18 protein-coding genes are annotated in these 21,502 nt (G+C 56.7%); 15 read left to right on the forward strand and 3 right to left on the reverse strand.

Going from position 1 to position 21,502, the window contains the following annotated elements; translation table 11 throughout:
• Window positions 1–128 precede the first annotated feature (128 nt).
• From NNL35_RS11925 to hemW, 6 genes are all read left to right on the forward strand, one after another.
• A complete protein-coding gene (locus tag NNL35_RS11925) occupies window positions 129–893 on the forward strand; it encodes a response regulator transcription factor (protein WP_006676271.1) in 765 nt (254 codons plus the stop codon).
• Entirely contained in the window at window positions 890–2,653 is a 1,764-nt protein-coding gene (locus NNL35_RS11930; RefSeq protein WP_006676270.1) for a sensor histidine kinase, read from the forward strand. The genes NNL35_RS11925 and NNL35_RS11930 overlap by 4 nt, the downstream gene beginning before the upstream one ends.
• Before the next feature lie 92 nt (window positions 2,654–2,745).
• Complete coding sequence (locus NNL35_RS11935; RefSeq protein ID WP_006676269.1) at window positions 2,746–4,053, forward strand: stage II sporulation protein P; 1,308 nt, start codon at window positions 2,746–2,748, stop codon at window positions 4,051–4,053.
• Between the two features lie 64 nt (window positions 4,054–4,117).
• Window positions 4,118–4,522: a hypothetical protein gene (locus tag NNL35_RS11940; protein WP_006676268.1), complete on the forward strand. Its 405-nt coding sequence runs from the start codon at window positions 4,118–4,120 to the stop codon at window positions 4,520–4,522.
• Between the two features lie 132 nt (window positions 4,523–4,654).
• On the forward strand, window positions 4,655–6,475 hold the full coding sequence (gene lepA / locus NNL35_RS11945; RefSeq protein ID WP_006676267.1) for a translation elongation factor 4: 1,821 nt from the start codon (window positions 4,655–4,657) through the stop codon (window positions 6,473–6,475).
• A gap of 82 nt (window positions 6,476–6,557) precedes the next feature.
• Window positions 6,558–7,769: a radical SAM family heme chaperone HemW gene (gene hemW / locus NNL35_RS11950; protein WP_006676266.1), complete on the forward strand. Its 1,212-nt coding sequence runs from the start codon at window positions 6,558–6,560 to the stop codon at window positions 7,767–7,769.
• A gap of 114 nt (window positions 7,770–7,883) precedes the next feature.
• On the opposite strand, the gene NNL35_RS11955 is transcribed toward hemW, so the two are convergent.
• On the reverse strand, window positions 7,884–8,066 hold the full coding sequence (locus tag NNL35_RS11955; protein WP_006676265.1) for a hypothetical protein: 183 nt from the start codon (window positions 8,064–8,066) through the stop codon (window positions 7,884–7,886).
• Between the two features lie 260 nt (window positions 8,067–8,326).
• Here NNL35_RS11955 and NNL35_RS11960 point away from each other — a divergent pair, with 260 nt between their 5' ends.
• The 9 genes from NNL35_RS11960 to NNL35_RS12000 all read left to right on the forward strand — a co-directional run bounded on the left by NNL35_RS11960 (window position 8,327) and on the right by NNL35_RS12000 (window position 19,272).
• A complete protein-coding gene (locus NNL35_RS11960; protein WP_006676264.1) occupies window positions 8,327–8,788 on the forward strand; it encodes an N-acetyltransferase in 462 nt (153 codons plus the stop codon).
• Window positions 8,789–8,890: 102 nt separating this feature from the next.
• Window positions 8,891–9,919 carry a heat-inducible transcriptional repressor HrcA gene (gene hrcA, locus NNL35_RS11965; RefSeq protein WP_006676263.1) on the forward strand — a complete coding sequence of 343 codons (1,029 nt, stop codon included), beginning with the start codon at window positions 8,891–8,893 and terminating at the stop codon, window positions 9,917–9,919.
• A 17-nt stretch (window positions 9,920–9,936) separates the two neighbouring features.
• Window positions 9,937–11,520: a TCP-1/cpn60 chaperonin family protein gene (locus tag NNL35_RS11970; protein WP_006676262.1), complete on the forward strand. Its 1,584-nt coding sequence runs from the start codon at window positions 9,937–9,939 to the stop codon at window positions 11,518–11,520.
• Window positions 11,521–11,579: 59 nt separating this feature from the next.
• Complete coding sequence (gene grpE, locus NNL35_RS11975; protein ID WP_006676261.1) at window positions 11,580–12,167, forward strand: nucleotide exchange factor GrpE; 588 nt, start codon at window positions 11,580–11,582, stop codon at window positions 12,165–12,167.
• Between the two features lie 75 nt (window positions 12,168–12,242).
• Window positions 12,243–14,078, forward strand: coding sequence for a molecular chaperone DnaK (gene dnaK, locus NNL35_RS11980; protein WP_006676260.1), 1,836 nt, complete (start codon window positions 12,243–12,245; stop codon window positions 14,076–14,078).
• A gap of 185 nt (window positions 14,079–14,263) precedes the next feature.
• The gene (dnaJ, locus tag NNL35_RS11985; RefSeq protein ID WP_006676259.1) at window positions 14,264–15,388 is read left to right on the forward strand and encodes a molecular chaperone DnaJ; all 1,125 of its coding nucleotides are present in this window, start codon (window positions 14,264–14,266) and stop codon (window positions 15,386–15,388) included.
• 253 nt (window positions 15,389–15,641) lie between these two features.
• Window positions 15,642–17,411: an ABC transporter ATP-binding protein gene (locus tag NNL35_RS11990; RefSeq protein ID WP_006676258.1), complete on the forward strand. Its 1,770-nt coding sequence runs from the start codon at window positions 15,642–15,644 to the stop codon at window positions 17,409–17,411.
• 44 nt (window positions 17,412–17,455) lie between these two features.
• The gene (locus NNL35_RS11995) at window positions 17,456–18,130 is read left to right on the forward strand and encodes a response regulator transcription factor (RefSeq protein ID WP_006676257.1); all 675 of its coding nucleotides are present in this window, start codon (window positions 17,456–17,458) and stop codon (window positions 18,128–18,130) included.
• A 14-nt stretch (window positions 18,131–18,144) separates the two neighbouring features.
• Entirely contained in the window at window positions 18,145–19,272 is a 1,128-nt protein-coding gene (locus tag NNL35_RS12000) for a sensor histidine kinase (protein WP_006676256.1), read from the forward strand.
• Between the two features lie 97 nt (window positions 19,273–19,369).
• Here the strand turns inward: NNL35_RS12000 and NNL35_RS12005 are convergent, their stop codons facing one another.
• Window positions 19,370–20,080 carry a glycerophosphodiester phosphodiesterase gene (locus NNL35_RS12005; RefSeq protein ID WP_100226298.1) on the reverse strand — a complete coding sequence of 237 codons (711 nt, stop codon included), beginning with the start codon at window positions 20,078–20,080 and terminating at the stop codon, window positions 19,370–19,372.
• 81 nt (window positions 20,081–20,161) lie between these two features.
• Window positions 20,162–21,499 (reverse strand): ABC transporter substrate-binding protein, encoded by a 1,338-nt coding sequence (locus NNL35_RS12010; protein WP_006676254.1) that lies wholly within the window; start codon window positions 21,497–21,499, stop codon window positions 20,162–20,164.
• Window positions 21,500–21,502: the final 3 nt, after the last annotated feature.

The following is a 21,502-nucleotide window of genomic DNA, read 5'->3' on the forward strand; positions in this document are numbered from 1 at the left end:
GGAAGCTGGGGGCCGTTAAGATTGCGTTAAGGTTGCGTTCCAACCGAAGACAGGCGCGCATGATACAATGAAATAAAAGCAAATCAGGGAGCCGCGGACGAATAGCAGCTAAGGAGGAATACGGCAAGATGAATATATATGAAGGCCGAATCTTAATCGTGGAAGACGACTCCGCCATTGGCAAAATGGTGAGAACGGTGCTCGGGAAGGAAGGGTTTACGGATGTGGTCTGCGTAACTACGGGAGAGGAGGCTGTCCGGTACTGCGGCAGCCATCCCGTCCATTTGATCGTGCTGGATGTGATGCTTCCCGGAAAAAGCGGCTTCGAGCTGGCTCCGTTCCTGCGCGAGGCGACCGATGCCCCGATTATTTTCGTGACGGCCCGGACGACCGATCTGGATAAGCTGACCGGCTTCGCGCTAGGCGGGGACGATTATGTGACGAAGCCGTTCAATCCGTTGGAATTGGCGGCGCGGGTCAAGGCGCAGCTCAAGCGTTATCTGGCATCCGCAGGGAAGCCGGATCCGGAGCCGAAGGCTGCCCCGGCCGCCCGCTATATCTATGGAAGAATCTCGGTCGATGAGGCGGCTGGCGAACTCCGGGTCGACGGAGTCCCGGTGGAATGTCCGGCGATGGTGTTCCAACTGCTGCTGTTCTTCTGCCGGCATCCGAACCGGATGTTCACGAAGCAAGAGCTGTATGAACGGGTATGGGGCTGTGACGCGATGAGCGATGACAATACCGTCATGGTTCATATCCACCGCATCCGCGAGCGGATCGAAGAAGTGCCTGGCAGGCCCCGCCTCCTCGTCACGGTGCGCGGGATGGGCTATAAGCTGGTCCCGCCGGAGCAGGACGGGGACCGACGGCCAAGCGGGAGGTCCGGCTTATGAAATCAGGCAGACGGCTAGCCTGGCATTACGCATGGCAATGGCTCCTAATCGGCGCAATGCTGCTCGGCTGCATGTTTGCGGCTTTCCTGTGGGTTGCCGAGCGGATGAGCGCGCTGGACATGAGCCGTAATCTACCAACCAGCCAACTGAGCCGGATTGTCGAGTCGGTGCAGGTGGATCGGCAGGGGCGGGTCGTCTGGCCGGACGAGGTGTTCCAGCGGCTGACATCGAGCGGGGGCTGGCTGCAGGTGCTGAATGAAGACGGCAAGGTGGTCGATTCCTTCAATGCGCCCGGTGACATGCCAACCCAATATGCGCCGGGAGAAGCCGTCGCCTACGTCCAGGGGGAGCTGCCCAGCAAGTACGGTATCTTTATTTATATTCGCTCCGTCGGCGGCCGCAACATTACGCTGCTATACGGGACTTACCCGCCGCAATTGCAGTTGCTGGATAAATGGCTGGCCTCACGGGAGAAAGGGATTCCGGCTGCGGAATCCGTCCGCAGGCTCCTGGTGCCGCATGACGCCTGGGTGGCCCGCCTGGATGCCGCCGGCCGCACCCTGGAGTCCTGGAACAAGCCCGCAGGCGTTGCCGAGCGTCTGACGCTGCAGGAGATCGCGCTGCGGTCGCTGCAGCCGGAGCATTATGCCCATTTGCTCGCGTATCGGTACAATCCGGCAACAGGCGACACATGGGTGCTTCAAATGCCCCATCAGACAGAGGGAGCGGGAGTAACTGCCGCCGGATTACGCATCGCTTCCTATCAGGATATTTTTTTCCTTGCCGTCGGGGGCGTCATCGCGACCATGATCATTGTGTTTCTGTTCATGGCTTGGTGGCAGAGCACACGGCTTGCCCGGCCCCAGCTTCATGTCATGCGCTGGACGGAGAGAATCGCGGACGGCATCTATGAAGAGCCGGCCGACCATCGCGGGCTGCCGCGTTCGGAACGGCGCAGCGGCAAGCTGAGGCGGAACTACCGCATTTATGAAGACGTCATGCAGGCGCTCCGCCAGCTTGCTTCCCGGCTCCGCTCCGCCGAGGAGGAACGCCGGCAGCATGAGCGGCAGCGCGAGGAGTGGCTTGCGGGTCTCTCCCATGATCTGAAGACGCCGCTGGCCTCTATCGTAGGCTATGCGCGCATGCTGGAGGCGAAGCAGTACGATTGGTCGCGGGAAGAGGTGGCCGAATTCGCCGGCGTCATGACCGAGAAGGCGGAATGGATGGATCAGCTGCTGCAGGACTTGAATCTGACCTACCGGCTGCAGAGCGGAACTCTGCCGCTGCAGCGGGAGCGGCTATGTCTCGATGCGTGGCTGGAGGAGACGCTGGACGACATTCTCGATCTGCCGCAGCACCCGAAGGCGCTCATTCACTATCAGCGGCCGGATATTCCGGTATGGTTCTCGTTCGATCCGAGATATTTTCGCAGAATCATAGAAAATATTTGCATGAATGCCTTTCTCCACAATCCGCCAGGCACAGCGCTGACGATCTCTTTTCTTGCTCGGGATGGCGAGGATGCGTTGGAATTTCGGGACGACGGCGCAGGCATGGATGGGGAGACGCTCAGTCATTTGTTCACGCGCTACTACCGCGGACTGTCTACCGATCGGGCGGCCGAAGGCAGCGGCCTGGGAATGGCGATCTCGCGACAGCTGGCCGAAGCGCACGGCTGTACGCTGGAGGCAAGCAGCGAGCCGGGCGGAGGCACGGTCATTCTATTATCTCTTCCTGGCGCCGAGCATCGAAAAATATAGTTCTATCTCATAGAATGCCCTCATAGATTCTACTAAATGCACTCTCGCAAGGGATAAGAGAGTGAGACAGCAGGATAAAGGAGGGCATTTCTATGTTCCGCACGGTCAATGTTGCCAAATGGAAGCAGAAATGGATGCAGACGCTGCTCATGGGACGCACATTTCTGCTATTATCGATTGCTTCTGCCATGTTTTTTATCGTGCTTGGCCTGGGAGGGTTGCTAGAACAGAAATTGGAGTCATCGCCGCTTGCTTCGATGAAAGGAGTCGCTGCTCAGCTGTCCAGCCGCATTTTTGTCGATATGCTTGCGATGGAAATGCCGAATCTGCCCTCCGGAGAGGGAGAATCTTCCCTTACCCGGACACAGATTGCCCAATTCCTCGTACAGATGGCAACCAATGTGAATCCGCTTGATCCGAAATCACTGCTCGCCGGAGAGGTTCCGGGACTGAACAGCGAACAAGCGATTCCGCTCCGGCTAGGCATCGGGAATCAATCCGCCAAGGGGCCGGTTGATTATCCTTCGCTTCCGGCGGAATCAACCTTGCCGGAGCACGGGGGAGAGCCTGCTGACGATTCCGGCGGAGCGGCTCCGCCGCAGACGGAGACCGTGCAGCCGCAGACTCCGCCGGATTCGGAACGAAGCGGGCCAAGCTCCAATCTGAAAGATTATGTCTTTATCTATCATTCCCATAACCGGGAGTCGTGGAACCCGGAATTGAAGAAGGAGAGCACCAACCCGAACGACCCTAAAATCAACGTGACGCTGGTCGGGAAGCATTTGCAGAAGGAACTGCAGAAGAGAGGGATCGGAGCCGTTCATTCCAACCAGGACTATTCGTCAACGATCAAAGGGTATAGCTGGAACTATTCCTACAAATACTCGAAGCAAACGGTAAAGCAGGCGATGGCAGCGCATCAGGATCTCCAGTTTTTCTTCGACATTCACCGGGACGCGCTGCGCCGCAAAGATTCGACGGTCGAGATTGACGGAACTTCTTATGCCCAAGTTTATTTTGTCATCGGCCGCGCCAATCCCGAATGGAGAGAGAACGAGAAGTTCGCCAAGGAGATTCATGACCGGCTGGAGAAGAAGTACCCCGGCATTTCAAGAGGAATCTGGGGCAAGTCGACGGCGCAGGGGAACGGAGAATACAACCAATCGTTGTCGCCGAACAGTGTAATTATGGAGATCGGGGGGATCGACAATACGCTGGAGGAAAATTACCGGACCGCAGAGGTGCTGGCGGAGCTGATTGCCGAGATCGTGCGCGAGAAGACGAACGCGAAGCAGGTGATGAAGCCCGAGCAGAAGGAACGGAAGCGTCAGGCGTCGGGCCAAGCGCCCGAACGGAATACGGCCAGCCGAAAGAACGCTCAGCCGGCGGCCAATGGGTAAGGAGCTGGAACGGCTTGGACGGATGGGCCGGCCGATGGAAGAATGAGAGAAGGAGGCTACCGCTATGTCCCGCTTCGCGAAGCAGGTTGTAGGCATGATGGTTCTGTTGGTTGTCGGCGTCTTCATTGGAATGGAGGTGACCTCCGTCAGCATCGAGCGGATATACGGTCCGGTCGATGCGAACCGAAGCTCCGTCCCCGCCGATTCGGCCTGGCCTGAACGGCCCGATCAGGAGCCGCTTGCGAGCCGGCCGGCCGAACCGGCGCCCGAGCAGGGCGGGGAAGCAGCGGCTCCGGACCATCCCGCGCGGGAATGGCCGCCGGAAGCCGCACTGCCGCCGGCGTCGGGGCTTCCGCCTGTCGAGGATGCGGCGGTCAACAAGCTGGCCGATCAGACGGCTGGCTTGCTGCAGACTTTATCGCAAGCGGGCATCCGCGCCGTCGTCGGCTTGTTCGACGGATTATTTTGACGAACGAGGGCCTGGAATCGGTCTTTTTTCGACGCCGCGGGCCCATAATCGCCTTTTTATTGCTGTTCCCCCCTCAATCCGTTATAATGAATGAATTGAAACTTGGCTTAGTGGTGGGGGTATGGAATACGAATGACGGAATTGCTGTCACGACAAAAGAAGATTCGGAATTTTTGTATTATTGCGCATATTGACCACGGCAAGTCAACGCTTGCTGACCGGATTCTTGAATATACGGGAGCGCTGGCCGCCCGGGAAATGCAGTCACAGGTCCTTGACAAAATGGATCTGGAGCGGGAGCGGGGAATTACGATCAAGCTCCAGGCGGTCCGCCTGAACTACAAGGCGGATGACGGAGAAGAGTACATTCTGAACTTGATCGATACTCCGGGCCACGTGGACTTCACGTATGAAGTGTCGCGGAGCTTGGCGGCCTGCGAAGGCGCGCTGCTTGTCGTTGATGCGGCGCAGGGCATTGAAGCGCAGACACTGGCGAATGTCTATCTCGCGCTGGACAACAACCTGGAGATTCTCCCGGTCATCAACAAGATTGACCTGCCAAGCGCTGAACCGGACCGCGTCAAGCAAGAGATCGAGGACGTAATCGGTCTCGATTGCTCGAATGCGGTGCTGGCTTCCGCCAAAGCAGGGATCGGCATCCGCGAGATTCTCGAGCAGATTGTGAAGGAAGTGCCGGCGCCGACCGGGGATCCGGAGGAACCGCTGAAGGCGCTCATCTTCGATTCCCATTATGATCCGTACAAAGGCGTCATCGTCTATGTCCGTGTCGTCAACGGTTCCATCCGCGCGGGCAGCAAGATTAAGATGATGGCTACGAACAAGACGTTCGAAGTTATTGAGGTGGGTGCGTTCAAGCCCCGCATGACGATCATCGACGAGCTGAACGTAGGCGATGTCGGCTTCGTCGTCGCCGGCATCAAAAATGTAGGCGACACTCGCGTCGGGGATACGATCACCGATGCGAAGCGTCCGACCGCGGAACCGCTCCCGGGGTACCGCCGCATCAACCCGATGGTATTCTGCGGACTGTATCCGATTGATACGTCGGACTACAATGATTTGCGTGAAGCGCTGGAGAAGCTGCAGCTGAATGACGCTTCGCTCTCCTTCGAGCCGGAGACCTCGTCGGCGCTCGGCTTCGGCTTCCGCTGTGGCTTCCTCGGCTTGCTCCACATGGAGATTATTCAGGAGCGCATCGAGCGCGAATTCAATATTCCGCTCATTACGACGGCGCCAAGCGTTATTTATCATGTGACGCTGACGAGCGGAGAGACGCTGACGATCGACAACCCGTCGAACTACCCGGATCAGAGCAAGCTCGACTACGTCGAGGAGCCATACGTCAAGGCGTCCATCATCGTTCCGAACGATTTCGTCGGCGCGATTATGGAGCTGTGCCAGGGTAAGCGCGGCGAATTCGTAGATATGCAATATCTCGACACGACCCGGGTTACGATTACGTACCAGATTCCGCTGTCCGAGATCGTATACGATTTCTTCGATCAGCTGAAGTCAAGCACGCGCGGTTATGCCTCGTTCGATTACGAGCTGTCGGGATACCGCAAATCGAACCTCGTCAAGATGGACATTTTGCTCAACAACGAGCAGGTCGATGCCTTGTCGATCATCGTGCATAAGGATCGGGCGTACCATCGGGGCAAGCTGCTGTGCGAGAAGCTGCGCGAGCTGATACCGCGCCAGATGTTCGAAGTGCCGGTCCAGGCGGCCATCGGAACAAAGATCGTCGCTCGCGAGACGGTCAAGGCGATGCGCAAGAACGTATTGGCCAAATGTTACGGGGGGGACATCTCCCGGAAGCGGAAGCTGCTGGAGAAGCAGAAGGAAGGCAAAAAGCGAATGAAGCAGGTCGGCAGCGTGGAAGTGCCTCAGGAAGCGTTCATGGCCGTGCTCAAAATTGATGATAGTAAGTAGCGGGGAGGGGGCGGATGCTCCCTCTTTTTTAGAAGTTGTTCAAAACACTTAAGATAGAAGCAGGAAATGGGAGGGAATATGCATGACACGGAACGAACGAAGCGAAGGAGCACATCCTTCATCTGAAGGCCGCGCTCCGCGCGCGGTCTATATCCACATCCCGTTCTGCACGAATAAATGCCACTATTGCGATTTTAATTCCTATGTGCTTAAGGGGCAGCCGGTGATGGACTACCTGAGAGCGCTGGAGCAAGAAATGGAGCATACCGTTCAGCAGCATCCCCCCGGGGTGATTGATTCGATATTCGTCGGCGGAGGAACGCCGACCGTATTGACGCCGGAGCAGATGGAGTATTTTCTGGCCTCGGTGCGGCGCGCCTTTCCGCAGTGGAGTCCGGATATCGAGTTCACGATGGAAGCCAATCCCGGCACGACCGATGCGGACAAGCTGCAGGTCATGCAGGAGGGCGGCGTGAACCGGATCAGCTTCGGGGTCCAGTCCTTCAACAATGATCTGTTGACCGGCATCGGCCGCATCCATAATACGGACGATGTCTACCGGAGCATCGACAACGCGAAGCGGGCCGGATTCGCCAATATGTCCATCGACCTGATGTTCGGCCTCCCCAACCAGTCAGTCGAGATGGTAGGGCATAGCGTCGAGAAAGCGCTGGAGCTGGATCTCCCTCATCTGTCCATTTACAGCCTGAAGGTGGAAGAGAACACGCTGTTCCATGCGATGTACCACCGCAATGAGCTGCCGCTTCCGAGCGAAGAGGAAGAGCTCGACATGTATATGCTCATCATGGATCGGATGAAGGCGGCCGGCTATGAGCAGTACGAGATCAGCAACTTCGCGCGTCCGGGTTACGCGAGCCGGCATAATACGACCTATTGGCGCAATGAGGATTATTACGGCCTCGGCGCCGGCGCGCATGGATATGTCGGCCGGCAGCGTCATCTGAACATCAAGGGCGTCACTCCGTATAATGACGCCTGCAAGCAAGGCTTGCCGCGCCTGGATTCATTCCGGATCGAGGAAGCGGAAGCGATGGAAGATTTCATGATGGTCGGCCTGCGGATGCTGGAAGGGATAAGCATTGAGCGCTTCTCGGAGCAATTCAACGGCGCGCTGCTCGACAAAGTGTTCGCTCAGCCGATCAAGCGGCTGCTGAAGAAGGGGCTGCTGGAACCGACGGAAGCGGGGTATCGGCTGACAGAGCAGGGGCTGTTATTCGGCAATGATGTGTTCGCCGCATTTGTCGGCGCGCTGGAACAAGGAATAAAGCAATAAGGTAACGAAGCAAGAACCATACAAGAACCATAGGCATGTGCCGCAGGCGGCCGCCGCAACTTGATCTTGATCAGGTTGCGGCGGTTTTGTTATATGTTACGGCTCGAAGCCGGGCTAGCGTTTTAGCAACAAACGTATGAAGAGGGAGACGGCGAAGCCCATGAACAGCGAGCCGATCAGCAGACCTGCGAATGTGAATACGATATCGCCCATCGAAGGCTCGATCATTTGCGGAATAACGAACATGGAGCTGATGACCGCGAAAAATACAGTAAGCAATAACACTCTTTTTGTCATATAGTCCTTACTCACCTGCCTTCTTATGAGACGATGCGTCATTGCTAGTATGTCCCGGGCAAGCGGAGTCATGTACCGCATGAGCAGGTTTTCGCGAAGGCGGCCGTCTGGAGGCGGGCAATATGGAATGATGAGGATGCAGGGACAGGGGATGTCGGGCATGAACGGAAGGGAAAATTCTCCTTGAAAAACTATGCATCATGTTGTATATTCATACGTAAAACACAATGTGAGGCAGGTCACACTCGGAGGGACTCAACATGATACCCATCGTAAGAAAAGCTGTACCGGAAGACATTGACGCTTTAACGGAACTTATTCGTTTTTATGCAGAGCAAGGGATCATGCTTCCTCGTTCGCGCAAGGTGCTGGAGGCGCAAATGGAGCACTTCGTGGTGGCTGAGCTCGATGAGCAGCTGGTTGGCTGCGGCTCCCTGTGCCAGCTCGGGAGCGATCTGGTCGAGATCCGCTCGCTAGGCATCGTTCCCGAATGCAAGGGCCGGGGCATTGGCTCGCTCCTGGTTGACAAGCTCCTGGAAGAGGCGGAGGCCCGCTCGATACCGAAGGTGATGGCCTTGACGTATGAAGCGCGGTTTTTTCAGAAGAACGGCTTCGAGATCGTAGAGAAGGAGATTTTCCCGGAAAAGGTATGGACCGACTGCGTCCATTGCAAAAAGCGGCACTGCTGCGATGAAATAGCTGTCCTGAAAGTACTGAACTGACTTGACAATCGTCTTGTCCGTTTGGTATTTTTGTAGTGACGGTTAGCACTCGACGATGATGAGTGCTAACGGATATCCTACTACATCTAAGGAGGGATGCGCATGTTGACGGAACGCCAGCGTATGATTTTGAATGCCATCATTGATGATTATATCCGTTCTGCGGAGCCTGTCGGATCTCGCAGCATTTCGAAGCGGGGCGACGTGAATTTCAGCCCGGCTACGATTCGCAACGAGATGGCCGATCTGGAAGAGCTCGGATATCTGGAGCAGCCGCACACGTCAGCAGGGCGCATTCCATCTCATAAAGGGTACCGTTATTATGTCGATCATCTCGTTCGTCTTGATCGCCTGTCCAGCGAAGACGTCATGCGGTTGAAATCCGTCTTCGCGGAGAAGATAACAGCGATGGAAGAGATTGTGCAGCATACGGCATCGATTTTGTCTCAATTGACCAATTATACGTCAATCGCGCTGGGGCCGGAAGTTTTCGACGCCTCGCTTCGTCATTTTCAGCTGCTGCCGCTGAACGAGAATACGGCGGTCGCGATAGTCGTGACGAGCACGGGCCATGTCGAGAACAAGACCGTCACGCTGCCGGAGGGCGTCTCCGCCTCCGAGCTGGAGACCGTGGTCAACCTGCTGAACGCGAAGCTTGTCGGCGTTCCTCTATATAAACTGCGCGCGCAGCTGTATAACGAGATTGGACAGGAAATGAGCCAATATGTGTCGCATGTTCAGGAGCTGATGGCGCTCGTGGAAGGCGTCTTGGCCGACAATAACGACCATCGGCAAGTCTATTTGAGCGGGGCCACGAACATGCTGATCCAGCCTGAATTCCAGGATGTCGACAAGATTAAGACGATCTGGGAGCTGCTCGAAGAGACGCCGGCCTTGATCAAGGTCGTGGGCTCTGCCCCTTCCGGCATCCAGGTCCGCATCGGCCAAGAGAATGCGCATGCCGCGATTACGAACTGCAGCATGATTACCGCAACCTATTCGGTCGACGGACAGACGCTGGGTACGGTCGGCATCCTGGGGCCGACCCGGATGGAGTATGCGAAGGTCATCACATTGATGAACCATCTGTCCGGTCAAATGGCGTTATTCATGCATCAATGGTATAAATAAGCGGGAGGGGGCGGCTTGTGACTCAAGGACAAGGACAAGTACAGGAGACCGATGAGCGCTATGCGACGCTCCTGAATAATGCCAATGCCGTCCGGGCGCTCAGCTCGGCTGTCGAGGGCACGCTTGGCCCGAAGGGGCTGGACGTCATGCTGGTCGGCGCCAATGGCGACGTCGTCATTACCAATGACGGCGTCACCATTTTGGAGAAAATGGATGTGAGCCATCCAGCAGCCCGGCTGCTCATCCAGGTGGCGCGCGCCCAGCAGAGCGAAGTCGGCGACGGCACGACGACGGCGACGGTACTGGCCGGTGCGCTTGTGCAAGAAGGCGTCGCCCAGGTGACGAGAGGCGTGCCCGCGGCGAAGGTCGTGACCGGGATGCTCGAGGGCATCCGTGTCGCGTCAGACCGGCTGGCGGAACGCGCGCTTCGGCTCGATGGCTGGAGCGACCCGAAGCTGCACCGCGCGGTACATATCGCAGGCCGGGAGCAGGCAGACATCGTCCGCCTTGTGCTGGAGGCGGGACAGGCGGTAGGCTGGGAGCAGCTGCAGGATCCGGCCTACCGGCTCGCCGAACAGATTGTCGCGCACGAGAAGGCGAGCAATGAATGGTTCCACGGCGTGCTCCTGAAGCAAAAGCCGCTGCAGCGGGACTGGCTGCCGGAACGGACCGGCTGCCGCGTTCTCATCCTGCAGGATGCGCTCGAACCGGACACGCTCGACGAGCAGCTGCTGACGACCGAAGCCGGCTTCCAGCAGTATATGGCTCACCGTTCTGCCTTCATGGACCGGCTGCAGCGTCTTCACGAGCTGGGGGTCGGCTTCCTGGTGCTGGAGCGGGGCCTTCATCCGGAAGCGGAGCAATTTTGTCTCGACCATGATATGATGGTCGTGCAGCGGGTCAGCCGCGAAGACATTATGCGCGTCTGCCGCCTTACGGGCGGCAAGCCGTTGAAGCGCGCCGCCCTGTCCAAGGATGCGGCGGTGCTGGAGCCGCTGCTCGGCCGCACCGCCTGCGTGCGCTACGATGAGCGCCTGGAGCGCGTGCGGCTGTACGCCCCGCAGATGGCGCTCAGCTCTGCCGGCTCGGGCGGCACGCCGGAGCCGGCGGGCATGCGCCGCGGTCAGGTGACGCTCATCGTGGGCGCGAGCACGCGCGAGGTCGTGGGCGAGCGGGCGCGCATCGCCCAAGATGCCGCCGCGGCGCTGCAAGCCGCGATCCAGAGCGGCGTTCTGCCGGGCGGCGGCACGACGGAGCTGGCGCTCTCCTACATGCTGGAGCGCTACAGGGAGACCGTCCGCGGCATGGAAGCCTTCGGCGTAGCCGCGGTAGCGCAGGCGCTGCGCAAGCCGATGGCCCAGATTGTGCTGAACGCCGGCTTCAACCCGCTGGAGAAGCTGGAGGAAGCGCGGGCGGCGCAGACCGCGTCGGCATCCGATGCCATCGGCATTGACTGTGACAGCGGAGCGCTGCTTGACTATGTCGACGCAGGCATCGTCGACCCGGCCGCCGTGAAGCTCCACGCGCTGCGGGCGGCCGGCGAAGTGGCCGCCGCCGTGCTGCGGATTCACACGGTCATTAAGATGAAGCCGGAAGCGTAAGGCTCCGGCTTCCCGGAGCAGGAAGATAGAAGCTTGACTACATAAGGGAGGTGCAAGGATTGAACCCGGAACAAGAAGAGAAGATCGAGAGGAACGATCAGGTGGACTCGGAGGCTGTGGAGACAGCCGACGTTGAACATAATCAGGAGGCCGAGGAGACATCCGAGGCAGAAGGAAAGGCAGCAGAGGAAGCACAGGGGGCAGGGCTGAAGGAGGCCCGCGCGCAAGCGGAGGAGCTTCAGCAGCGCCTGCTGCGTGCCCAGGCGGACTTCGATAATTTCCGCCGCCGTACGGTGAAGGAGAAGGAAGAACTGGCGCAGTACGCATCGTCCAAGCTGGTGACCGAGCTGCTTCCGGTGCTCGATAACTTCGAGCGCGCCTTGGCCGCAGCGCAGACGGGCAGCGAGGAGCAATCGTTCGTCAAAGGCGTGGACATGATCTTCCGCCAATTCATGCAGGTGCTGGAGCAGGAAGGCGTGAAGGCGATGAACGCCGTGGGCGAGCCTTTCAACCCGGAATTCCATCAGGCGATTATGCAGGTGGAGTCGGAGGAGCATGAGGAAGGCATCGTCGTGGAAGAAGTCCAAAAAGGCTATATGCTCAAGGATCGGGTGCTTCGCCCGGCCATGGTCAAGGTAAGCGGCTAAGAGATGGCGTTCACATGCTATCCGCTTGGTTAATATGAAATAGATTGAGAGCCAGTTGAGGAGGTTACTTTTGCAATGAGTAAAGTTATCGGTATTGACTTGGGAACAACCAACTCTTGTGTTGCGGTAATGGAGGGCGGCGAAGCCGTCGTCATTCCGAATCCGGAAGGCGCCCGCACAACCCCTTCGGTTGTCGGCTTCAAAAAAGACGGGGAGCGCATCGTCGGCGAGACGGCGAAGCGCCAGGCGATTACGAACCCGGATCGCACGATCAGCTCGATTAAGCGTCATATGGGCACGACTTTCCCGACGACGATTGACGAAAAAACCTATACGCCGCAAGAAATTTCTGCCATGATTCTGCAGAAGCTGAAATCCGACGCAGAGGCTTATCTGGGCCAGACGGTAACGCAGGCGGTTATTACCGTGCCGGCGTATTTCAACGATTCCCAGCGCCAGGCAACGAAGGATGCCGGCAAAATCGCGGGTCTGGAAGTGCTGCGCATCGTGAACGAGCCGACAGCGGCTGCGCTTGCCTACGGCGCAGACAAAGAAGGCGATCATACGATTCTCGTCTATGACTTGGGCGGCGGGACATTTGATGTGTCCATCCTCGAATTGGGCGACGGCTTCTTCGAAGTCAAAGCGACGAGCGGCGATAACCAGTTGGGCGGAGATGACTTCGACCAAGTGATTATCGACTACTTGGTAGCGGAGTTCAAGAAAGACCAAGGCATTGACCTGAGCAAGGATAAGGCGGCTGTGCAGCGTCTGAAGGATGCGGCCGAAAAAGCGAAAAAAGAGCTGTCCGGCGTATTGACGACCACGATCAGCCTTCCGTTCATCACGGTAGTTGACGGCGTACCTCAGCACTTGGAGCTGAACCTGACGCGCGCCAAGTTCGAAGAACTGTCCGCGCATCTCGTGGAGCGCACGCTCGGACCGACGCGCCAAGCGATGCAGGATGCGGGCATGACCCCATCCGATATCGACAAAATCGTCCTTGTCGGCGGATCGACCCGGATTCCAGCCGTCCAGGAAGCTATCAAAAAATTGACCGGCAAAGATCCGCATAAAGGCGTGAATCCGGATGAAGTCGTCGCCTTGGGCGCAGCCGTGCAAGCGGGCGTGCTGACAGGCGATGTGAAGGACGTCGTCCTGCTCGACGTCACTCCGCTCTCCCTCGGTATCGAGACAGCGGGCGGCGTATTTACGAAGATGATCGAGCGCAATACGACGATCCCGACGAGCAAGTCACAGATCTTCTCGACGTATGCGGACAATCAGACGAGTGTCGAGATCCATGTCCTGCAAGGGGAGCGCTCCATGGCGGCGGACAACAAGACGCTGGGACGCTTCATGCTGGGAGACATCCCGCCGGCGCCGCGCGGCGTGCCGCAGATCGAAGTTACGTTCGATATCGATGCGAACGGCATCGTCAAGGTATCCGCTCAGGATAAAGGAACCGGCAAGATGCAGAACATTACGATTACCTCCTCCAGCGGCTTGAATGACGAGGAGATCGACCGCATGATGAAGGAAGCGGAATTGCATGCGGAAGAAGACAAGAAGCGCAAAGAAATGGTCGAAGTGAAGAACAACGCCGACCAATTGGTATATACGACAGAGAAAACGTTGAAGGACTTGGGCGACAAGGTCGACCAAGCCGAGATCGACAAGGCGAACGAAGCCAAGGAAAATGTGAAAAAGGCGCTCGAAAGCGACAATATCGACGACATCAAAGCGGCAACCGAGAAGCTGTCTGAAGTCGTGCAGCAATTGTCCGTCAAGCTGTATGAGCAGGCGGCGCAAGCGCAGCAAGCCGGTCAAGAGCAAGCGAATGACGGTGCGGCCAAAAAAGATAATGTAGTCGATGCGGATTACGAAGTCGTGGACGAAGACAAGAAATAAGCGCGGATGGACAGGGTCAAAGCCGGGTTTCACCCGGCTTTGGCTTTGCCTGTTTACAATGAAGAATGCGGGACAGCACGGCGTTCGCGCCGTGATGCATCAACCCGGCAACCGATCCGTTCTGACGGCACACGGTGGAGCGGATGCATGGAACCGGGCTTTCAAGTTGCAATGGGGGTGGAAGAGTGGCGCAAAAGCGAGATTATTATGAAGTGCTCGGCGTAAGCAAAGGAGCAGGCGAGGATGAAATCAAAAAAGCCTACCGCAAGCTTGCGCGTCAATATCACCCTGACGTGAACAAGGCAGCGGACGCGGAAGAGAAGTTCAAGGAAGTCAAGGAAGCGTACGATGTGCTTGGGGACGATCAGAAGCGGGCGATGTATGACCAGTACGGGCATGTAGATCCGAATCAAGGCATGGGCGGAGGCGGGTTCTCCGGCGATTTCGGCGGATTCGGCGATATATTCGATATGTTCTTCGGCGGAGGAGGACGCACCCGCGATCCGAATGCGCCGCAGCGAGGCAGCGATCTGCAGTACACGATGCAGATTGAATTCAAGGAAGCCGTCTTCGGCAAAGAGACGGATATTACGATTCCGCGGACAGAGCAGTGCGACACTTGCTTCGGAACCGGAGCCAAGCCTGGCACGAAGCCGGATACCTGCTCGGCCTGCCACGGATCGGGACAACAGGAAGTCGTGCAAAATACGGCGTTCGGCCGCATGGTCAACCGGCGTACTTGTACGGTATGTCAAGGCAAGGGCAAAATTATCCGCGAGAAATGCGGCACCTGCCATGGCAGTGGAACCGTGAAGAAGCAGCGCGTCATTCATGTGCGCATTCCGGCAGGGGTAGACGATGGAGCCCAACTTCGCATGAGCGGAGAAGGCGAGAGCGGATTGCGCGGCGGTCCGAACGGCGATTTGTACATTGTCATCCGCGTGAAGCCGCATGAATTTTTCGAACGCGACGGCGACGATATCTACTGCGAGGTGCCGCTCACATTCGCTCAGGCGGCGCTCGGCGACGAGATTGAGATCCCGACGCTGACGGAGAAGGTCAAGCTCAAAATTCCGGCCGGCACGCAGACAGGAACCTTCTTCCGACTGCGCGGCAAAGGCGTTCCGCGTCTGCGGGGCCACGGACAAGGCGATCAGCATGTCAAGGTTGTCATCGTGACGCCGACGAAGCTGAATGACGAACAGAAAGAGCTGCTCCGACAGTTCGCGGCGAGCGGCGGCGAGCACACGAACGGCGGGCACGAGGAATCGTTCTTCGATCGGATGAAGCGGGCGTTCCGGGGAGACTAGACCTCGGGCCCGCTTGAACACATGGTCCATATCATTTATCATACTCGTAAAAGTTCATCACATGGGTCGGAGATACGGATCAGGACCACAACTGCGCATAGAGGACACTCTGTGCGATCGTTGTGGTCCTTTTTTATTTTCGTCGAAGGAAAGACATGATTTCTAAGCAATCTGCTGTTTACATTCCGTTTATATTTGTCGTATATGATGGACTTCATAGCATAGTTGGCGTGTGTAAAGAGGAGTGGATGTTATGGAGAATCAAATCAATCAGACGAAAGGCTCGATAGGCAATTGGCGGCAATTTCTGAATCTCATTAATGAGACCAAGCCGTCCAAGCTCATGTTATTCGTCGCTTTGCTGATGAGCATCGGCGGGGCGGCCGTATCGCTCGTCATTCCGATGTTCACCAAGGGGATGGTGGACAACTTCGCCATGTCGCAGTTGGATACGATGCAGATTGCAGCGTTGGCGATCGCGTTTATTGTCCAGACGGTGGCCGCCGGCTTGTCCATCTATATGCTCAATCTTATCGGACAACGCGTCGTTGCGGGGTTGCGAGACCGGCTATGGAAGAAGATGCTGGTGCTCCCGGTGTCCTACTATGACCAGAACAAGACGGGCGAGACGGTCAGCCGCATTACGAATGATACGGGGATTGTAAAAGGGTTCATAACGGAGCATCTGTCCAGCTTCTTCACCGGCATCATCTCCGTCATTGGCTCGCTCATTGTACTGTTGTATCTCGATTGGCAAATGACGGTCATTATGCTCCTCGTTATACCGCTCGCCGCATTGGTGCTGTTCCCGCTTGGCAAGCAAATGTTCAACATATCCAAAGGATTGCAGGATGAGACGGCTTCTTTCACGGCCGTATTAAGTCAGGTGCTGTCGGAAATACGACTGGTGAAAGCATCCAATGCCGAAGCGAGGGAATACGAGAACGGGCGCAAGGCCATTACCCGTCTGCTTCGCTTCGGCATTAAGGAAGGCGTCGTGCAGGCGTTGATTTCGCCCATTATGTCGTTCGTGCTTATGGTGCTGCTTGTCGTCATTATTGGCTACGGCGGCATGCGCGTATCGTCCGGGGTGCTGACCGCAGGCGAACTGGTCGCCTTCATTTTGTACCTGATTCAGATTGTGATGCCGATGAGCCAGTTGTCCATGTTTTTCACGCAGCTTCAAAAGGCGATTGGTGCAACCGATCATATGATTGCGATTTTACAGGCGCCGGAAGAAGATCCTATGCATGGGAAAGAGGCCGGACAGGCGAATTTGCCGATTCATGCGGAGCATGTGCACTTTGCATATGCCGAAGGAGAGCCTATACTTGAAGACGTAAGCTTTACGATCAGTCCGGGCAAGGTAACGGCTATTGTCGGGCCTAGCGGGAGCGGCAAGACAACGCTGTTTTCCCTCATCGAGCGATTCTACTTGCCAACTTCCGGTGTCATCAAGCTGGGGAACGACGACATTAATGACTTCTCGCTGCATTCCTGGCGCGCTCTGATTGGCTATGTGTCGCAAGAGAGCCCGCTGATTGACGGGACGATTCGAGATAATATTTGTTACGGAATGAATCGGGATGTAACGGAAGAGGAGCTGAAGCGGGCCGCCGCAATGGCTTATGCGGACAGCTTCATTGAAGAACTGACCGACGGATACGATACGGAAGTGGGCGAGCGCGGCATGAAGCTGTCAGGCGGACAGCGCCAACGGATTGCCATCGCGCGGGCGCTGCTTCGCAATCCGCGCATCCTGATGCTGGATGAGGCGACGTCGAGCTTGGACAGCAAGTCCGAGATTGTCGTTCAGAAGGCGTTGAACAATCTGATGAAGGGACGGACGACGCTGGTCATTGCCCACCGGCTGTCCACTGTCGTTGACGCGGATCAGATTTTGTTCATCGACAAAGGCAAGCTGACAGGCTGCGGCACGCATGAACAACTGTTGGAGAGCCATTCCATGTACCGGGAGTTCGCAACGCAGCAGCTCAAAATTCAGGAGCAGCATGGGGCTTAAATTTCGATAACGACCTATCAACGAGAAAGGCGGTATTGTTCGAGATGGCAACCATTCTTGTCGTAGATGACGATCCTCATATTCGCGAATTTGTCACCGTATTATTGCAGAAGGAGGGCTTCCGGACGACGGAAGCCTCTGACGGCGTGGAGGCGCTCCGTCTTATGGAGTCGGACAGAGCCGATCTTGTCGTACTCGATATCATGATGCCGAATATGGATGGATGGGAACTATGCCGCGAGCTGAAGGCGCTGCATGATATTCCGCTGTTGATGCTGACTGCCAAGGGAGACACATCGCAGAAGGTGAAAGGCTTCAATCTGGGAACCGACGATTATTTGGTGAAGCCGTTCGAGCCGATGGAATTGGTCGTGCGGGTCAGGGCGCTGCTGAGAAGGTACCAGATTGCGGCATCGCAGATTGTTCATATCGGCCGGGTGGTGGTGAACCGCCAGACATTCGAGATCACCTCGGGAAGCGAGAAATTCACCTTACCGTTGAAGGAATTCGAGCTGCTCTTCAAGCTGGGCGGTGTTCCCGGCAGGACATGCTCCAGAGAGCAGCTAATTGAAGAAATATGGGGCTATGATTATGAGGGGAACGAGCGGACGCTGGACGTACACATTAACCGCCTGCGCGAGCGATTCTCCGCTAGCGAGCACGGCTTCCGGATCAAGACCATTCGCGGGCTTGGTTATCGGCTAGAGGTGCTCGAATGAGGCTGCCCGAACGATTGAAAAGGTTCAAGACAACGAAGACGTGGAGAAAGATTAAGTTCATAGGCAGCATTGTCGTCATCCTGTTGTTCATGTACGCGTCATGGTCGATTGCCTATCTCATCAATCCGATACTGCTAAGGTGGTTCGGATGGGAATTGACGGAATACGGGGCCTTTCTCATGACAGGGACGGTAGGTTTCCTGATTCTGTGGGCTATAATCGGGATCTTTATGCCTTTTGCGCGCAATAAGTATCTCCTCTTCTATCATTCCATCATCGACGCCGTCAACCGGATTTCCAAGGGAGATTTCGATGTGACGATCAAGATGAATGAAGATTTTGAACATGAATACGGCATGCTGATCGACAGCATCAACAAGATGGCTGGCGAGCTGGGGGTAATGGAGAAGATGCGCCAGGAATTTATTTCGAATGTGTCCCATGAGATTCAATCGCCGCTTACGTCGATTCGCGGATTTGCCCATGCCTTGCAAAATGACGAATTGAGCGAGAAGGAGCGTCAGCATTACTTGCAGATTATCGAGATGGAAACGACAAGACTGTCCAAGTTAAGCGACAATTTGCTGAGGCTGACGTCCTTGGAATCAGAGCATCATCCGATCAAGCCTCAATCGTATCGCCTGGATCAGCAATTGCGCAATCTCGTATTGGCGAGTGAACCGCAGTGGGCTGCCAAAGCATTGGATGTCGAGTTGAACCTGGATAACGTTCATATTACGGCAGATGAGGATATGCTGAGCCAGGTGTGGGTCAATCTGATTCATAATGCCATCAAGTTCACGCCGGAGAGGGGCTTCATTCACATCGGACTGACGGTGCGCGAGCCCTATGTTGAAGTGAGGATTGAAGATAGCGGCATTGGAATCGATAAGGAGCATATCCCGCATCTGTTCGAGCGATTCTTCAAGGCCGATGTGTCCCGCAACCGGATGCAAGGAGGCAGCGGCTTGGGGCTATCCATCGTGCAAAAGATTGTTCAGCTCCATCAAGGAACGATTGCCGTGAGCAGCGAGAGAGGAAGCGGGTCTGTCTTTTGCGTGAAGCTGCCGCTGCATATGTCGGACCGCTATCAACAGGTTGAAAAAGAAGCGTACGCTAACCGTTGGGGGAACGGCGAATAACCGAACTGATGATGAGCCGGTATAAAATATCGGCATGACCATGCCCGATCCGGTAGCCCAGATCGGGCATGGTCACGAGGAATCAGGTGCCAGCCATTTATCCCAGTTGATCCGGCACGTTGGAGAAGATGCCGTCGATGCCGGCTTGCCGCAGCATGGCGGCCCACTCCGGCCGATCGACGGTGTAGGCGTACACCTTGCAGCCTGCCCCATGGCATTCCGCGATGAAGTCCGCGCCTGCGAACGAAAAATGGGGATGGACGCTGTAGACCGGGAAGGGCAGCGACTGGATATATTGCCCCGGACGGTAGAGGCGATCGGCCATTAGCATGCCGAGCTTCACGCCGGGCTCCAGGCGGGCTATCTTATCCAGCGCCTGATGGTCGAAGGAAGAGACGATAATCCGATCCAGCAGGCCGCGCTTCTTCACGGCATCGAGAAGCTTTTGTTCAATTCCGTCATAGAAGAACGGGATGTTCTTAATCTCGATGTTGGTGATCAGATCCTGGTCCTGCACCAGATCGAGGTATTCCTCAAGCAGCGGAATCCGTTCCTCCGTGAAGTCCCTGTGGAACCAGCTTCCCGCGTCAAGCGCGCGCAGTTCCTCCCAAGTCAGGTCCGCGATATAGCCCTGGCCCGACGTCGTGCGGGCGACATTTTCATCATGGATAATGACGAGCCGGCCGTCCTTCGTCTGTTGAATATCGAGCTCGATGCCGGCACAGCCGCGATCGATTGCCGCCCGAAAAGCGGCCATCGTATTTTCCGGCGCATATCCCGATGCGCCCCGGTGGGCAAATATGAACATGTTCGCCAACCCCCTGTTCATGATGGAGGCGGACAGGGAAGCGGAGGTCATTCTCCGCATCCTTGCCCGCCGGTTTATGGTTTATTTCGGCGCGTTCACCTTGTTGTCCTCTTCGATGAGCTTGTCGATTTTCGCGGTCAAGTCATCAACGGCCTTCTGCGGAGCGTCTCCCTGGTAGAGCTTCTCGATCGCTGTCGCGACTTCGTTGCGCGTCTCCGGGAAGACGGAGATCAGCGCTCCGCGGGTAGCGGAACCAATCTTCGTATTCTGGAGCTGCTTCACGGTCGTAAGGAACTGCGGCGCCTGCTCGTATTTCTCCTTCAAGACCGGTTCTTCATGCGCCGCTTTCGTGATCGGGAAATATCCGGTGCCCGCCGCCCATTCGGCCTGAACGGCAGGGGTCGTTACATATTTCATGAAGTCCCAGGCCGCTTCCTTCTCTTCTTCGGCGACGCTGTTCATCAGCCAGAGCGAAGCGCCGCCTACGATGACGCCGTTCGCCTCCTTGCCGTCCGGCGTCGGCAGGAACCCCGTGCCGACCTCGAAGGGCGAAGCCTGCATCACGCCCGCAATGCCCGCGGTCGAGTCCATATACATGGCGACCTTGCCGGCGCTGAAGGCCGCACGGATGTCATCCCATTGCCGCCCATAGTTGCCGAGCGTGCCGTCCTTGTTCATATCGTCAAGCCATTGGAAGATGCCGAGGCTTGCCGGGGAATTGAGCAGCGACTTGGTTGCGAGACTGTCGCGCCCATTGCCGTTATCCACGAAGTCGGCTCCTTGGTTGGCCAGCAATTGCTCGATGAACCAGCCGTAGATAAGCAGCGCGAACCCTTTTTCATTTTTCGCATTGTCGGTCAGCTTCTTGGCCATTTCCCGGACTTCCCCGAAGGTCTTCGGCGGCGCCTCCGGATCGAGTCCGGCCGCTTTGAATTTGTCCTTGTTGTAGATTAAGATGGCGTTCGATGTGTTGAACGGCAGCGAGTAGAGCTTGCCGTCGATTTGATAATAGCTGAGGATATTCTCCTCCCATTGGGACAGGTCGAATTTGTCTTGGTCAATCAGGTCCTGAACCGGCTGGATATAACCGCTGTTGACCATATACTTCGTTCCGATCTCCTGCACCTGCATCAGCGTCGGCGCTTCGGACGTGCCGCCCACCGCCTTGAGCTTCGTCAACGATTCCTCGTACGAGCCTTGGAAAATCGCATCGACGAAGTATTTGTCCTGCGATGCATTGTAGTCGTCCGCCATCTTGGCGATCAGTTCCCCGGCATTGCCGCTCATGGCATGCCAGAAGGTCACCTTGATACGTCCGTCATCCGATGTTCTCGCCTCCGAGCCGGACGAATTCGTGCAGCCGATAGCGGACAGCGACAGCACCGCCAGCAGCAGCATAACCACGCCTGCTTTCTTCACTTG

The sequence above is a fragment of the Paenibacillus dendritiformis genome (assembly GCF_945605565.1).
In the GTDB taxonomy this organism is placed as follows: domain Bacteria; phylum Bacillota; class Bacilli; order Paenibacillales; family Paenibacillaceae; genus Paenibacillus_B; species Paenibacillus_B dendritiformis_A.